This is a genomic window from Paenibacillus phytohabitans, assembly GCF_013141775.1.
Classification (GTDB): domain Bacteria; phylum Bacillota; class Bacilli; order Paenibacillales; family Paenibacillaceae; genus Paenibacillus_AQ; species Paenibacillus_AQ phytohabitans.
The window spans coordinates 164,498-180,707 of record NZ_WHOB01000027.1; the positions used below are offsets into that span (position 1 = coordinate 164,498).

The window sequence follows — 16,210 nt, forward strand, 5'->3', positions numbered from 1 at the left end:
TGTCCGTCCTTGCGATACCGGACACTAGCCTTTGACTGCGCCACCCAATCCTTCGACCAGATAACGCTGGATGAACATGAAGAGCAGCACAGGCGGAATCAGCCCGATAATACTGCCGGCCGCCAGCGATGCGTACTGGACGCTGAATTCGCCAACCATGAATTTGAGGCCGATCGGGATGGTGAAGCGGTCCGGCGTCGTAATGAACGAGAAGGCAACCAGGAATTCATTCCATACCCCGATGAAGGCGAACGCGCTTGTTGCTACTATTCCCGGCAGCACGATCGGCATAATTATCGCGAAGATAATCCGGAACCGTCCGGCTCCGTCGACCATCGCCGCTTCATCGATTTCCTTCGGTGTCGAGGAGATGAAGCCGCGCATCAGAATCGTGTTGAATGGAACCTGAAGCACGATATAGAACAAGATGAGCGCGTACGGCGTGTTGATCATCCCGAGATTCTTGAAGATCAGGAAGAGCGGAATGACGAACAGAATGACCGGCATCATCTGGGTCGCCAGCAGCACCAGCATGAAGGCCCCTTTGCCCTTGAACTTGAAGCGGCTCATGGCGTAACCGTTAAGCACAGACAGTACCGTAATCGCCACTACCGACAGCACCGACACGAACACACTATTCATGAAATATTGCGAGAAATTGTTGTCATTCCACACATGTACGAAGTTCTCGAAGGTCGCCGGACTCGGAATGTACCGGACCGTGCCGCTAAGTACATCCCCCTCCCGCTTCAGCGAGGTGGAGATGGCCCACAGGAACGGAACCAGCACGAACATCAGTGTCAGGGCCAGCGGTATGTAGAACAGCAGCTTCGAACCCAGCTTGCGTTGCCATTTGCTATTCATCCTGCATCCCTCCTGACCGGTTCAGTCTGAGGTACAGGACAACGAAGATCATCAGGAACGCGAAGGTGACCACGCCAATGGCGGAACCATAACCATAGTTTCCTTCAAGGATGGAGGTCTTCATCATATAAATCGGCAGCGTGGTGGTCATATCCATTGGTCCGCCGTTCGTCATCGTAAAGATCATATCAATGGAGTTGAACTCCCAGATGGCACGCAGCAGCGTTGCGAACACAATACTTTCCTTCAGGAAAGGCAGTGTGATGAAAAAGAGCTTCTTCACGCTCCCCGCACCGTCCACCTCACAGGATTCATAGACCTCGTGCGGAATGGTCTGCAGCGCCGCCAGCAGCGTGATCGCGAAGAACGGAATGCCGCGCCACAGCTCGGCGACAATCACGGAACCAAAAACAGTATGGATATTGGCCAGCCAGGCGACCGGCTCGGAGATCACGCCCAGCTTCATCAGGATGTCGTTAATGATTCCTATGTGCTGGTTGAACATCAGCGACCACAGCATGGTGGTCAGCACACCGGACACCGCCCAGGGAACAAGCACCAGGGAACGGACCAGACCGCGCAGCTTGAACGCCTGATTCAGCAGCAGCGCAACCACGAGTCCGAATACTAGCTGCAGCACTACTTCTATCAGCACCCATTTCACCGTGATCCACAGAGAAGAGTAGAACATATCGTCCTGCGTGAATATATTCTTGAAGTTCTCGAGTCCGATGTAACCCGCTTTCTGCAGCCGGGTGAAATCATAGCTCTGCACACTGAGATCGAACACCCTGAAGATCGGGAAGACGAGAAGTCCCGCGATCAGCAGGACTGTCGGTGCGATCAGCAGGTAAGGGAACCAGCGGTCGCCCATTTTTTTGCGGGAAGATTTAGATTTGACGGACATTGTCTTGCCGCCGGTTGATTGGGATAATTCCATAACAGCACCTCCACGCTTATCTTAAACCAGCGCGTGAACATGCTGAATACACTATCTTTCGAAGATTGTTTGTTTTCTTTCACTCCTTTGTTTGCTCTAGGAATGCTGCTGGTCCCTGCGGTACTCGGAGGGCGATTTGCCGTAATGCTTCTTGAACAGCACGCTGAAGTATTGGGGATTGCGGTACCCTACCTGCTCCGATACCTCATAGGATTTCGCATCAGTGGTAGACAGAAGCTCCGCTGCCTTGTCTACGCGCAATTGAATGAGATACTCACTTAAGTTCATGCCTTTATATTTCTTGAAGAGCGTGCTGGCATACGCGGATGAAATATGAACATGGTCCGCGATGGCGGTCAGGTTCAGCTCCTCCTCATGAAAATGCAGCCGCATATACTGCTCCATCTCCTTCAGCAGCGTATGATGCGAATTCTGCGAATGGCGGATCTCACCGCTGACGAATACACCGGCCCCTCCGATGATCGGCTTCAGCTGGGCAGCGTTCAGAGCCTCGCTGTAGGAGATTGCGATGCGCTCAATTCCTTCCCGGCAGCTGCCCAGACCAATGCTGACCTGAAGCTTCAGACAGTTCTCCAGTGTCCGGCGGATCTCCTCCAGATGTTCAGTCAGGTGTTCTGCAGTGCCTTCACGGTCTGCCGGAGCAGGCAGGTTAAAGAGCAGGTTGATCCGGTTGTTATAGACTGCCGAATACCGGTAAGGAAATGGCTCTGACACAAGCTCCGAGCAGATATTGTGGATGGAGAAGAGCAGCAGCTCCGCATTATCCCCTTCTCCGGAGCGGGCGAAGCGGCGGTTGTCCTCCGGCTGAATCACGGCTACCCGGAAGCAAGCCTCCGGCGCAGCTATGGCGAGATTGTCCAGTTCCTGCCGCGCCCACTCCGGGTTGGCGCAGCCCTCGAACAGCTCTGCGAAGAACTTGTTCTGAATCAGTGCCTGGCTCTTCCGGGCTGTCTCGGCTCCTCTCTTCTCGGCCAGCAGTGTGCTGGCGGCAGAAGCAACCGCATTTAGAATCACTTCATTATCCTCATATTTCAGAATGTAATCGGCCGCCTGCAGCCGCAGCGCCTGCTTGGCATACGAGAAGTCATCGTAGCCTGTCAGGAAGACGACCTTGGTTCCCGGATAGTCTGCGTTAATTCGTTCAGCCAGCTGCAGCCCGTCCAGAAAAGGCATCTGGATATCAGTCAGCACCAGATCCGGCCGCAGCTCCTCCATCCGCTTCAGCGCTTCTTCCCCGTCAGCGGCTGTGCCGGCTACCTCAATGCCGGCCTGCTCCCAGCGGATATTGCGCCGCAGGCCTTCCCGGATCCACATATCATCATCCACAATAAGCAGTTTAATCATGGGAATCTCCTTTCTTCTGCACCCGGGGCAGCTGTACCGTGACCCGGGTAAACTTCATCTCTTCGCTGTCCAGGACAAGGCCATAGACCGGCCCGTATTGCAGCACCAGCCGGCGGTGGGCGTTCCACAGTCCGAAGCTCAGCGCATTGTCGCCTGTGCTGTCCGCCTGCAGTGAACTGCGCAGCTGCGCAAGCCGCTCAGGGCTGATGCCTTGTCCGTTATCATAAATCTCCAGCACTGCGGATGCTTCATCTGCATAACCCGTTATCGTCACCATTCCTTTGCCGCGCTTGTTCTTGATGCCGTGATAGACGGCATTCTCCACGATAGGCTGCAGCGTCAGCTTCGGGATGCGCAGCGGCAGCAGCTCTTCATCCACTTGGATGGCATAATCGAAATCCTGGTTATACCGGATGTTCAGAATCAGCAGGTAGCTGCGCACATGCTCAATCTCTTCCGCGACAGTAATCAGCTCGGCGCCTTTACTGATGCCGATGCGGAAATACCGGGTCAGCGCTCCCACCATCACAGAGGCCCGCTCCCGCTCCTCCAGATCAATCAGATGCTTGATTGAACCGAGCGTATTGTACAGGAAATGCGGCTGAATCTGCGCCTGCAGTGCCCGCATTTCGGCCTTACGCTTCTGCTCCTGCTCCTCGCGCACCTCATTCAGCAGCTGCTCCACCGAATCGGAGAGCCGGGTCAGTCCGGTGGCCAGGACGCCGATTTCATTGCGCTGGTCAATCTGGAAGCTGACACTGAAATCCCCGCGTTCAAACCGCTTCACCTGTTTGGACAGGTAACGGATCGGATTGCTCAGATTGCGCGCTGCCAGCGTCGCGGCTGCCAGGGCCAGCACGAGGATAACCAGCGTGACCGCCAGAACGATCCACTGAATCCGCGACGCGCCTGCGAGAATATCCTTCTCCGGCACGATTGCGGCCAGCACCCAGCCGTTCAGCGGCAGTGTCTGATAGGCAATATCCAGCTTCTGGCCTGCTGTACTGTCCACGGCAAGGCTGCCGTTCCCGCCTGCCAGCTGCCGCAATTCAGCAATAGTATCCGGCTTCACCCCATAATCCGCCTTCAGGGATTTGGAGAACAGCTCCCCGTCCGGGCTGATCAGCGCCAGTGCGCCGTTCGGGCTAATTTGTACATTCTGCATAATTTCCAGGAAGTAGCTTTCACGCAAATTGATCAGCACAATTCCGCTGGAGGAGGAAGTCGGCGTGCCGATCATTTTGAAGCTGCTGAGCACCCGCCTGTCCTCCACTGTATCGAAGATGGCATCCTTGTGGCTGTTCAGCCAGTAGTAGCCTTTATCTGAATGGTTATACCGTTCCTGCCACGCCGGAAGATCGATTGAGACGCTCCGGGGCACGTATTCCTGCTGGAGGTTGAAAGACCGGCCGTTGTTGAAGGCAACATAAATGGAATCGACCATGGCATTATAGGAGTGGTATACGCTTTCAAGACGGTTATGAAGTTCAATAATGTCGTTGAATTTCTGGGGAGTGTCACCCTGATCGTTCACGGATAGCAGATTGCGCAGCGAGGTGGTATCCTCCAGATTAACCAGCTGTTCGAAGATCGTCAGAAATTTATCATCCAGGAACAAGGCGGTCTGATAGGTTGTATCGGCTAATGAATACAGCGAGTTCTTGCGGAGCTGATCACTGGCGGACCAGTAGGAGAACGAGCCTGTTGCAATAACGGATAGAATCATGACCGGCAGGAAGGTAATCAGCAATTTGGTCTGTATGGGCTTATCGAGAAAATAACGTTTCATGGACTCTTCCTCTCCCCTGTCTCGCAGCACAGCGGATGTTTTTGCCTGCTGACGCAGATGTAAGGGCTTTAATAAAGTCTGAGTCTAGCACAGAACCGGGCAATTGGAAACATAACTTATCACCTGATTATAAGGGGCAACAGGGATGCACCAGCTTATACCGGAGTAAGAAATGAAGCATTCAGGTGCTTGTAATGTACTTAAGAATCGCTAGAGGGCAAAGCCAATGGCCCATCCAGAGTTCATCCCTCTCCGCTTGAAATCCGTTATAATTCACTACTCTTGTACTGTATTCCTAAGTTCTGCAGCTGGTAGCATTGCGTGATGATTATGTATCTGTCCGCGTACTGCTGTGCTGCATCCAGTTTGGCAACACGGCGTTCGATTATATCGCTTTATCCGCCGCTGACGGCCAAGGCCCTTTCACTAGCGCCAGGCTCAGGCTTCTTTCGTTCTGTTGTTTCTTACGGACATCAGAGCCTTTATTTCCCCGAAAAAGACACATTGAGCCGGCTAACGGACCGTAGCGACTTATTGCCTCTGCAACAGCTAAAATCAGTGTGCAAATCCCAATATACATCAGGTCCGTTAGCCTGCGAAAAAATGATTTGCAGCAGAAATAAGAGCGCCTGTGTCCGTAAGTGCAGCACAGGGGGAGCAGCCGCCTGAATGTCTCCGAAGATACGATCAGACGTGATTTACGGGAACTGGATATGATCGGGGTGCTGCATCGAGTGCATGGAGGGTCTTAGCAAAGGCTCTGCTTCGGAGTCATCGGCATTAAACGGAGCTTCTTGGTTTCGAGTCTTACATTACTTTGGGTCACAATCATACCGGATCATCAATTGAAATAAACTGAGCTAGATACGAAAGGAGCTGTTACTATGAGGAATACCATAAAATACGTAGGTTTGGATGTGTCAAAAAATTGCGGTGGCGATTGCAGAAGAGGGGCGTGAACCTGCGCGCTGTCATAGTACCTTTGCCATGACGTTGGTCGTTGAGATTGGAAATTCCGAACGATTTCGTTCTTTTATTGATTTCCAAGTGCTCAAGAGTTCTTCAGACTCAAAATATGCCGTGCAGTGTTCCTCCCCGCATCAGCACCAGTTATATTGTAAGCTTTCTGAGTGTAATGGAAGGCATCTATCATGAGACCTGCCGCTGCCATTTCTTCAAATTTGGTAGACACTAGCGTGGTGTTCTCATGTTCTCCGCACAGCTCTGTCTGAGCCGTTTTAATCTGATTATAGAGCGTCGACTGGTCTCTGTTGTTGCCGGTTCTGATGAGATAACAATGTTCAAGCCCGGCAGCAAGCATAGCCTCTATCATTGCCGTAAGCTTCGTCTTATACTCAGCTATACTCATGCCGTGATCGCCGTCCGTCTCCCCCTGACACCAGACCATGAATTTATGCTTCACGGAATAGCCGCTGCGCTCAAGATAACTGCCGGCTAAGTTGAACCGATTAATGGCATCGTTCAAGAATGACCCTTTCGGCTGCCATTGATTAATAGAAGTACCGCCTTTCGAACAAGACACGCCTACAATCGGCCGGCTGGTTAATTTGTAGTATTCTATCGCAAAAGCCGAGATCATCGACCCCGTTTTAATCGTTTCCGCTATACCGCTGACAGTATTATTCTCATTCACTCCAAACGGCTCCATAATGTCATATAACCTTGCGGGATCGGTCATCGCCCGGAATTCATATCCTGTTCCCGCCGGAACGACGGGGGCTTGCTCCGCTGTCCCTCTTCCTGCCATGTTCGACTGTCCCATGAACATCACTAAATCTACAATTTGCCGGTTTCCTGTTTCGTCCATACCCAACGACACTCCATTCCACTTCAGAATCAATTTACAATATGATTATACTCCCAGCTGGTTTAAGTAAGGTTGTGTTATAATGTAGCTAAATTGCGGTTCCAAGATTGCAAGGAGGGCATTATGCCGAAGATCATCCAGCCTCTTAACCTGGGAGCAAACGCTTTTTTCTTAAAATATAAAAAAGAAACACACAATGAGCATTGGCTAATGTCACATGCTCATCAGGGTTTAGAGCTCCTTTATATACATGAGGGGACGGGTACTGTAACCCTAGAGAGCCAGCAGTATGTGCTGCGGCAGAACACACTCTTTTGTTTTCAGCCCTATCAATTGCATAAAGTAGATGTCCCCGCAATGGAGGGCTCCACTTACATTAGAACAAATCTCACCTTTGATCCCCACATCCTGGATCCTTATCTGCAGCCGTACCCCCAGTTGCAGGCTTTTTTGCAGAGCCTCATGAAAGGTTCACTCCAGCAACAAGTGTTTACGGTTTGCGAAGACCAGACTTTAGAGAATTTATTCACGAATTATAACAATACCCTGACTCTATCCGGCGGCGAGCCGAGTGTAGAAGATAGGGTGCTGTTCCTCATCTCCCTGCTGAAGCACCTTCAACAACACGTCTTTGGAATTCACGAAGGGAACTCCCCCTTAGACAAGAGCTTAGGACATGTTGAGAGAATAGTGGACTGGATGGAACTGCATTTCAGACTCCCCTTATCACTGGAGTCACTGTCCCAGGAGCTTCATTTATCTCCGTTTCATATTTCCCACTTATTCCGGCAGCATACCGGTATGACTTTGTCCGAATATCTGGCTGGCCGCCGTATTCGTGAAGCATGTGCACTGCTGGAAAATACAGATACCTCAATAAGGGAAATTGGCCGCGTCACCGGAGGCTTCAGTGCGCCGTATTTCTCTCAGCTGTTCAAGAAACATAAGGGTTTAACTCCAAATTCTTATCGAAAAGCAGTCAAAGAAATATATAGCAAGACTTAAGTTAGAGTATATAGCCGATGTAACAACCGAAATAGGCGCAGCGAAAACTAAACAAGCTGACACCGGTAGAGTTCCGATGCCAGCTGATAACCTAGTTTTTCACAGGATCAAAATCCGTTTATTGGTCAGCAAGGTAGCCTAACTGATACAGGGCAAGAGGACTGGAAGTTACAGGCTTCATGAATGTAACATCAGGTAAACTGCCGTCAGCTTTTCTGGGTGCAGATAACTGAGCCGTATCCAGACTTACAAAATCTGCATTAGTGATGTTAAGTCCGCCATTGATCGTCCAAGAATTATTGGTTACATTTGCTGCCGCATGATTATCGTTTAGAATTGCAGTACCCACATAAGCAATGTTATTATGCAGTACTTCCCTGTAACCAGGAATGTTGTTTATATCGGTTGGACTTACACGCTCCAGCATATTGAAGTTAGATGTACTGTTGTTATAAGCAGTATTATTAATCCAGTCAGCTGATTTCCCTGGCATATGATTCGCATAAAAGCCGTTAGCTCCGTTATTAACAGCTAATGAATATCTAACGGTATGAACAGGGATTGGATCCGGGAAGCCTTCTGTTCTGTAACTGTATCCGCCAACCTTAAACCCGTTCTGATCGCCAATTCCATCCTGATTTCCTCTATGGTTAAAGGACCAGGAATGGTCATACGTTACAGCTGCGCTAGAACTGATACTGTCAAATCCGTCATCACTGTTATTCCATGCGCGGGAGTTAATGAACGACACCGGACCTGCATGAGCGCCATATCCATCTGTATTTCCGGCTGATGCAGCCGTTGGACCAATATTGTTATACGAATCACAGTTAAGAACAATTCCTGTTCCTCTTGTAGTAAAATAAAAACCATTGGCTTCATTATCATGAGCGGATACATTCTCAAAGTTGGCTTGACCAATCACTCTGAAAGCTTCAGATTGCTTTTGAGTTCCTACTTTAACCCCTATCACCTCGAAGCCTTTGAACGTGACCCCCGTTACTCCATCTGCTACACGAAAAGCAGCTACACGCAGATTAGTCGGAACATATTGAAAATCAAAAACAGGCTTCTCCCCGGTATAAGCCTTATAGGTTATTCCGCTCTTGGTAATATCATGGACATAATTATAATTGCTGTCGGTTGTGGCGATCGCAAAATTATTATATGTGCCACCGCGAATATATACGGTATCTCCGGCGGACGCAGCTGATTGCGCTTTCATAATGCTTTTAAAAGGTGAACTTATAGTTCCTGAATTGCTGTCACTGCCGGTCGGAGAAATGTAATAGCTATTAGCGGCAAAGGCCGATGTGGATAATACAAACAATACGGCTAAACTCATCATTATCGTAGCTACACAGATTTTACAGATTTGACTTGCAGAAATAGACGCAGATGTCATTGATTTCACCATAATTTCGCCTCCGATTATATTTAAGGAATATAAAAATCTGCAAGCTGTTTATCTGTCAGTGGATATCCCGGCTGATCTTCAAACTCCATGACATATGCCTTCAATGTCTCATTAGGTTCAAGCGCCAGGTCCGTTGTGAATGTTACAATCTGTGTGCCTTCAATGGTATTATCGATTTGCTCATTTGAATAAGCAGTACCTTTCAGCTCACCAGTCGCCTTATATACTTCTACAATTCCCCGGCCATAGGTAGTGAGGTCACCTTGTTTGGTCACAGACATGGACAATACTTTGCCGCTCTCATCCATATACACGCTGTTAATCACTAGCGGATAAGAAACTGGAGTTACATACGGCTGAGGGTAAGCGCTATTCGGAGCAGGCCCTAAGCTTGTAATGGAAGCAGGAACCGTATATGGAGTTTCATCTCTAACCCCTTTGAGTAAACCTGCCAGTACTTTCGCTTGCGGTGTTTGAGGATCTGCATGAACTATAGCTTTAGCTCCATCAAAGAACATTTTGGCAAAATGATCCACACCTGCATCATTCGGATGTGTGCCGTCTACGCTTCCGCCCTGTACTCCCCTGAAATAGTAATCCGTACTTGTAGCCTTTTTCCCCAAAAGCTCGCAAAGCTGAGAATACCATGCCAGCGAAGGGGCATTAAGATCCACAAAGGCAATATCAGTCGCACCAATAGCCACTTTTTCTTCTACATACTGCTTACCGATCGCAGAGAAACCGTCTAAAGTAGAAGTCCATTTATTTGTAGCTGCAGTGTATTGATAAGCCCGGTGGCGGTCGATAGGACCTACCACAATAAATTCGGCTCCCTTACTGTGCACATAGTCATAATAATAGGAGATCCCGTTATAATAACCTGCCGGACCATCCGTTTTATGATTATGGCCAAACTCAAAAAACACATAATCGCCCGGCTGTATACGATCTTTAAACTGATCAAAATGCGCCATACTGGAATAATCATCCAGACCGCTTTCTGCATGATTAGATACGGCAATATCAGGGCCTACATATTTGGATAGCGCCTGCCCGACACCGGAATAGTTCTGGAGCCTGAAATAAGGGAGTGGGGCCAATTGGTCATTAACGGTGGAGTCCCCAAGCACCCACAGCGTTTTCCCATGCTCCAGCTGTTCAATTGTAGCCGAAGAAATTGCTGCATTTTCACCGCCTACTGCAATATTTAACATAGTATCTGCGTAGGTCCCGGTTACTTTGGAGTACACATCCTGAACATTTACATTAAATTCATAGCTTAGACTCGTACCGGCAGGAATTAGCTTTTCCGTTAAGTGAAAATGTCTTTTTTCCGAGAATAAATTGACGATAGCTTCCTTTGTAGGATCAGCGCCGGTTAAAGTAACCTTTACTTTGTAATAGGAATTCGGGGTTACCTTTACTGCAAAGCGGATTGGAAAATCCGGCTGTGTGACAGCTACTGCATCATCATCAACGGTTCTCGGGTTGGACTTCAATGAAACCTGTTGAAGCTTGATCTCTTGTCCCTCCAGCATTACAAAGCCATCACTTCTGTTATCCTCTTTGTAGCCGTCAGGCCCTAATCCTAAAAAACCATAGCCTCTCTCCTGAGTGTATGCTAAATTGGCAGGTACACTTCTATAGCCCTTTTCGAAGCTTTTAGCCGGACCAAAATCAAACTTCCATTTGCTTGGCTTGCTGCTTGAGTCAGCAAATGCCGGTGCTGATACTAACATTAATACGGCTAAACTAATCACTATCGCGGGCACACAGATTTTGCTAATTTGACCCACACTGCTAAACAGGGAACTCATTGATTTGACCATGAACACAACCTCCTATTTTATGCTAACTATGCATTTTATCGCCCTTATACACCACCTCCTTTATCATTCGCATTAATCTCAATTTAGTTCCATCAGAACCCTTAAGCCTATGCCGGGAGTAGCCGCTTCAGCTTCCGCAGTATTACGGTAAGATGAGCGGACCATTGTAAAGTCGTCCCCCCAGGCCCCGCCCCGCAGAACCCGTGAATCGCCGGTATTCGGACCTTGCGGATCAGACATATCATCTTGCGCATAGGCGCCGGCATACCAATCCTTGCACCACTCCTGGACATTGCCGTACATATCATATAGTCCCCAGGCATTAGGCTGTTTCTGGCCCACTGGATGCGTAGTGTTATCCGCATTGTCCCCAAACCAGGCATATTCACGCAAAACAGCTTCGCTGTTTCCAAAGCTCCATGGCGTAGTTGTACCCGCACGTGCGGCATACTCCCACTGTGCCTCCGTTGGCAAGCTGAATTGACGGCCGGTTATTTCATGAAGCTTGGTTAACAGCCGCTGAGAATCAACCCAGCTGACACTGTCTGCGGGCCGCTCATCACCTTGGAATTTACTTGAATTACTTCCCGTAAGTGCTGCCCATTGTTCCTGGGTTACCTCATATTTGCTCAGATAAAACGGCTCAGTAATTGTGACTTGGTGTTCGGGAGTCTCATCTCCCTCTCCTAAATACACAGCAGACCCCATGGTAAATGATCCTGGTTGAATCAGCACAAACTCCATGCGCAGACCAGGCCCGATATCAATACTTTCGGTTACTGGCAATGGAACAGCTTCCCCCGTTTGATCAGCTTTTATAGCTAAATCAGTAGAATGCTGGTTGTAATAATAGAATTGTCCGGCAGCTGCTATACCTGCAACAATCAGGCATAGGATCAGGTAACGCTTGAATTTGTCATTTATGTTCATCCGCTCCTCACGCTTCAGCCTTGTCAGATCACAAGAACCTGCCGGCAAGTTCAAGACACATAATTGCATTCAATGACCATTGGGAGGCAATATTGGTCGTCATCCACGGAATCTCGCTGATGCCCCTTACATATTCCAGCTCGGCAACCGGATGTTCCTCGAGCTTCAAATCGCGTTGTCCCATTTCATCCTGCAAAAGGATCGACCAAGCCAGCCTCGCCATTGCTTCACTGCCGTAATGCTTAGCGGCATAAGCCGTGATCCCGGTTGCAAACATCGGCCAGGCATATCCTGAAGGCACGGATCCAGTGAGGATACGTTGTTTCTCTTCCTGCGGCAAATGGTAAATGACTCCGATTTCAGCGAGCATCTCCTCCCACTCTGGATCTTGAAGGATAAGCGCCAGCTCGGTCCATACCTGCGGTCCCCCCATACATACCGCCAGATGTCCGCCTGAATTAATACCCATATCATAGAGTTGGCCCGTATCCGGGTCGTAACCATGGATTGAGAGCCCTTTCATACGATTCGGCATGGTTTTCAGACTTTCGATCCCCGCCATAATTTTGTCCCGGTAGGCTGTATCCTCATAGCGTTCCCAGCGGGTCATCCAATTCGCAGTGAATGCAGACCAATCCGGACCTACCCGGGCATGAGTCGGATATTGATCCTTAGGATAATAACTGCGCATGGGGTCGGTATGGACCGTTGAGAAATCAGCATCGGCAGCCTCATCCATAATGTCACCCACACGCTCATCACCGGTTAAATAGTAATAATAGCGGTGCAGACCGGCCATCGCGATACGCGCCTCCTTACAGCCACAGCCCCAATGGACCACGTTATGCCTCGAACCCAGACCCTTGTACGCCCCGAGATGATACATATCCACTTCGCTGGTGTGTCTGGTCATGGCCTCAGCCATCCGGTAAATATCAGCACGGCCGGAGCGCAGAAACATAAGCCACAGCCACATATTAGGCACCAGTTCGGTATTTTGCCAGGCAAAGCCTCCGACATCGTAACACCATGTATGGCGGATCGGATCATAGCTATGCATGACATCTCCATAATCCCAGAAGCCGTACCATCTGCGGGCCTCAACTTCTTTAAGATAAAAGGCAACAATTTCGTCCAGTTTCTCTTCAATGCGCACCTTTACCGGGCTGCTGCGGTCTGGAAGACTCCATAAGCCAAAGGCTCGACTCTTATGATAAAATTCCGGCTCACAGTGCAGTAAAGATGGCGTTTGACACTCGCTCATGACCTTTCGCAGCGTATCATGGCTTGGAGTCCGTTCGAAGCACCACAACATCAACTCGCTTGTATTGGCAATCCCATGCGGTGTGCTCCTCATTTCATCAGAGCCTTCGTAGGCTGACTCCACATGAGTAGCGGTATCGTAATGCCGTAAATCCATAGGAGCAGCATCGGGGGACCAGAACCACAAGGTCATATCCGCGGACTCACTCGTCAAATGGCTGAGCTCTAACGAGGAAGGGTACTTTTCCCAAAAATTCTTAATCCCCGCCGCAAGACCGCCATGCTCTGCGCCGGCAAATACCAGCCCTTTAGACCGGCTGCCAACCGCAGCCTTCAACCAGCTGCAGCCCTCCTGTGTGCGCTTACTGATGGTGTACGAATCGGCTGTACTTTGCACCAGCTTAAAGTGATCCCATGTGGCGGAATCTTCGATCAGCTCTATAAACCGCTTATCCTCATGCGGATCGAAAGAAATAGCTTCCCCTGCCGTTTGACGTCTGAATTGCTCTTCGTATTTCCCCTTGGTGCGCCAGGTCATAAGATGCTTGGGGGATTCACTGAACAGCCCTGTATCGCCTGCAAACCGGATGTGCCGGTTATATAGCGGCCCCTGCATTGGCAGGGTGAGCTTCATTCCTATTCCCTTAATACAATCAGCTTGGGGATCACCGTCAAATATAAACGTATGAACCACCCGGATAGATGACTGTCCGGCATAGAAATACATCCGTAGCGTAAAGGGCAGCCATTCCCGTGTACCCGCACTCAGCTTATGAATCCCTTCAATCCGGGCTACCGCGCGAACCGGACCGTTTTGCTCCATAACAACCTGATTTACGCTGCTGACATAGTCGTGCTCCGTACGGGTCCTCTGACCGGATTCATTGCACTGCTCATCTTCCAAGACACAGCATAAGCTTCCACTTGAACACAATTGTGCATTCCCTTGAATAATGGAACGAATCACGACATTCCCCTGCTTGTTTAACTGACATCTGATAGTGCCTGTATCGATCTCAATCAGATCATGCTTGTCGGTCACAGCTATTTGCGCGGTATGGTTTAGGCATGGTGTATGCGCACTCTTGGTCAGGTAATACTCTGGCGAGGGCTCCCCTGTAAACGATGCTGCATGGGCAGACCATTTCACGCTTCCATCAGGCCAATAGGCTGTCGGCCAGCTCTGTACGGGAACAGCCCCTCCCCCCACCTCTATTAAGGAGAGAGGTTCAGCCCGCATCAACGAGCCTTTAGGCCACGGAGTTCCCCACGTTACGCCGACTGGTATCTCGGGACGGTATTCTGCACCTCCCAACCAGCGTAGAAGAGTTCGTTCGTGGTTTAATGATTGACTCATCAAGTCAGATCCTTTCTGTGAACCTTCTAACAGGCTCTATTTTATTGCTTGCTGGCCGCCTGATATAATTCATTGATTTCTTTGACATACTCCACGCCGCCGCTTTTTTGCCATAGCTCCACCGCAGCCTTAAATCCGTCTTCGTCGATCTGGCCGACAACAAACTTGGTTCTGGCATCATTGATGATTACATCCAGCTGCGGTCCTTTTTGGGAATATACATCGGATACAAAGGGTTCAGCGGGATTCGTGACGACAATAGACTCGTTCGCCTTTTGTACAGCCTCCGATTTTTGTTTTACCGATGAAGCCTTTAACTTTAATGTTCTGTCTTCCGGCAGGTACATAAGCAGCTGATTAAGGCCTGATGCCTCCGACTCCAGCAGCGCTTCATCTTTACTCGCTTCAAGATTTCCGTCTACAAACGTATAATGTCTGCCTTCAATACCGTTTCCGGCCAAGCGTTGCCCCTTCTCCTCGTTCAGCTTATCAAGGAAGTTAAGCACCTGGCGGAGCTGATCTTCCGTCTTAACCGATGACTTAGAGATTGCGAACAAACCGGAATAGCCCGATGTTGGCAACGCCCTCAATCCCTTGGGACCGGAAACGGCGCCAATAGTATCCATGAAAATTTTGCTTTCATCGTCCTTGCCCGCTTTTTCTAATGCCGCATGGATTTTCTCTTCGATCCGGTTGGCGTGGTCTGTTACATCAACAAGCGCACCGGCCTGCCCGTTAACAATGGGATCGGGCCATTTGGAGGAATCCATCACTGCGAAATCCGCATTAATCAGCTTCTCTTCATATAGCTTTCTGAAAAATCTGAGAGCCTCCATATACGCTTCTGTGGTATGGGCAGGAATCAGCTTACCGGTATCATCCAGCCCCCATTTGTTCGCCGCGCCGAACCAAGTCTGCATCACCTCGAAGGGACCGTTGAATTTCGTAATTACCATACCGTACGTATCATCTTTCCCGTTCTGATCCGGATCTCCGGTTGTAAAGGCTTTCAGCATTTGATAAAAGTCATCGATCGTCTGCGGAGCCTGCAGCCCCAGATTATCCAGCCAGTCTTTACGGTATACAATTCCGTTTCTGCCTAAAGCACGTCCCCTGTAAATACCATAAATCTTGCCATCAATTGAAATATTATTATTTACGATTGCACTGGTCTGGCTTAAATTCGGATAGTCTTTGAGATAGGGTCCCATCTCCCAGAACGCACCCGCTCTTACCGCATTAATAAAGCTGGGGCTCTTCTCCTTCACCAGCATGACCCCGGGAATCTTTCCTGAAGCTAGGGTAATATTGAACTTTTCGTTATAAGAAGAATCGGGAACCCATTCCAGATGAATGTCAGTATTCGTCAGCTTTTCAATCTCAGTGACCACAGGACTATCATCCTCGGGCATTGTTGTTTTAAAGGAAGGGAGCATTACTGTTAGCTTCATTGGGGTTTGCTCTCCCGGATCAGCCTCTTCCCCCGCACTTGAATTCGCCTTACCTTCTTTATTGGCTGCACATCCTGTAACGCCAGATAGTGCAATTGACAGCATTAATATCCCAGCTAACCAGCGTCTGGATTTATTTAGATTCATGTTATTCATCGCTCCTTAGAATGGA

At 49.3% G+C, this 16,210-nt stretch carries 12 protein-coding genes; 2 read left to right on the forward strand and 10 right to left on the reverse strand.

What is annotated here, in order from left to right; all coding sequences use genetic code 11:
• Positions 1–24: 24 nt before the first annotated feature.
• The 4 genes from GC101_RS11105 to GC101_RS11120 all read right to left on the reverse strand — a co-directional run bounded on the left by GC101_RS11105 (position 25) and on the right by GC101_RS11120 (position 4,958).
• Complete coding sequence (locus GC101_RS11105) at positions 25–864, reverse strand: carbohydrate ABC transporter permease (protein ID WP_171717297.1); 840 nt, start codon at positions 862–864, stop codon at positions 25–27.
• On the reverse strand, positions 857–1,804 hold the full coding sequence (locus GC101_RS11110; protein ID WP_246354285.1) for a carbohydrate ABC transporter permease: 948 nt from the start codon (positions 1,802–1,804) through the stop codon (positions 857–859). The genes GC101_RS11105 and GC101_RS11110 overlap by 8 nt, the downstream gene beginning before the upstream one ends.
• Before the next feature lie 96 nt (positions 1,805–1,900).
• Complete coding sequence (locus GC101_RS11115; protein WP_171717298.1) at positions 1,901–3,169, reverse strand: response regulator; 1,269 nt, start codon at positions 3,167–3,169, stop codon at positions 1,901–1,903.
• Complete coding sequence (locus tag GC101_RS11120; RefSeq protein ID WP_171717299.1) at positions 3,162–4,958, reverse strand: sensor histidine kinase; 1,797 nt, start codon at positions 4,956–4,958, stop codon at positions 3,162–3,164. Before GC101_RS11120 ends, GC101_RS11115 begins: the two co-directional genes overlap by 8 nt.
• A gap of 641 nt (positions 4,959–5,599) precedes the next feature.
• Between GC101_RS11120 and GC101_RS11125 the strand changes: the two genes are divergently transcribed.
• A complete protein-coding gene (locus GC101_RS11125) occupies positions 5,600–5,710 on the forward strand; it encodes a DeoR family transcriptional regulator (protein ID WP_343049655.1) in 111 nt (36 codons plus the stop codon).
• A gap of 299 nt (positions 5,711–6,009) precedes the next feature.
• Here the strand turns inward: GC101_RS11125 and GC101_RS11130 are convergent, their stop codons facing one another.
• Positions 6,010–6,786: a sialate O-acetylesterase gene (locus tag GC101_RS11130; RefSeq protein ID WP_171717300.1), complete on the reverse strand. Its 777-nt coding sequence runs from the start codon at positions 6,784–6,786 to the stop codon at positions 6,010–6,012.
• Positions 6,787–6,909: 123 nt separating this feature from the next.
• Between GC101_RS11130 and GC101_RS11135 the strand changes: the two genes are divergently transcribed.
• On the forward strand, positions 6,910–7,791 hold the full coding sequence (locus GC101_RS11135; protein ID WP_171717301.1) for a helix-turn-helix domain-containing protein: 882 nt from the start codon (positions 6,910–6,912) through the stop codon (positions 7,789–7,791).
• 118 nt (positions 7,792–7,909) lie between these two features.
• Here GC101_RS11135 and GC101_RS11140 read toward each other — a convergent pair whose 3' ends face one another.
• The 5 genes from GC101_RS11140 to GC101_RS11160 all read right to left on the reverse strand — a co-directional run bounded on the left by GC101_RS11140 (position 7,910) and on the right by GC101_RS11160 (position 16,185).
• On the reverse strand, positions 7,910–9,208 hold the full coding sequence (locus GC101_RS11140; RefSeq protein WP_171717302.1) for a right-handed parallel beta-helix repeat-containing protein: 1,299 nt from the start codon (positions 9,206–9,208) through the stop codon (positions 7,910–7,912).
• 20 nt (positions 9,209–9,228) lie between these two features.
• Positions 9,229–11,037 carry an SGNH/GDSL hydrolase family protein gene (locus GC101_RS11145; RefSeq protein WP_216626557.1) on the reverse strand — a complete coding sequence of 603 codons (1,809 nt, stop codon included), beginning with the start codon at positions 11,035–11,037 and terminating at the stop codon, positions 9,229–9,231.
• A gap of 78 nt (positions 11,038–11,115) precedes the next feature.
• Complete coding sequence (locus tag GC101_RS11150) at positions 11,116–11,967, reverse strand: formylglycine-generating enzyme family protein (protein WP_171717303.1); 852 nt, start codon at positions 11,965–11,967, stop codon at positions 11,116–11,118.
• 28 nt (positions 11,968–11,995) lie between these two features.
• Complete coding sequence (locus GC101_RS11155) at positions 11,996–14,587, reverse strand: exo-rhamnogalacturonan lyase family protein (RefSeq protein ID WP_246354286.1); 2,592 nt, start codon at positions 14,585–14,587, stop codon at positions 11,996–11,998.
• Between the two features lie 41 nt (positions 14,588–14,628).
• Positions 14,629–16,185 carry an extracellular solute-binding protein gene (locus GC101_RS11160; RefSeq protein ID WP_171717304.1) on the reverse strand — a complete coding sequence of 519 codons (1,557 nt, stop codon included), beginning with the start codon at positions 16,183–16,185 and terminating at the stop codon, positions 14,629–14,631.
• Positions 16,186–16,210 lie beyond the last annotated feature (25 nt).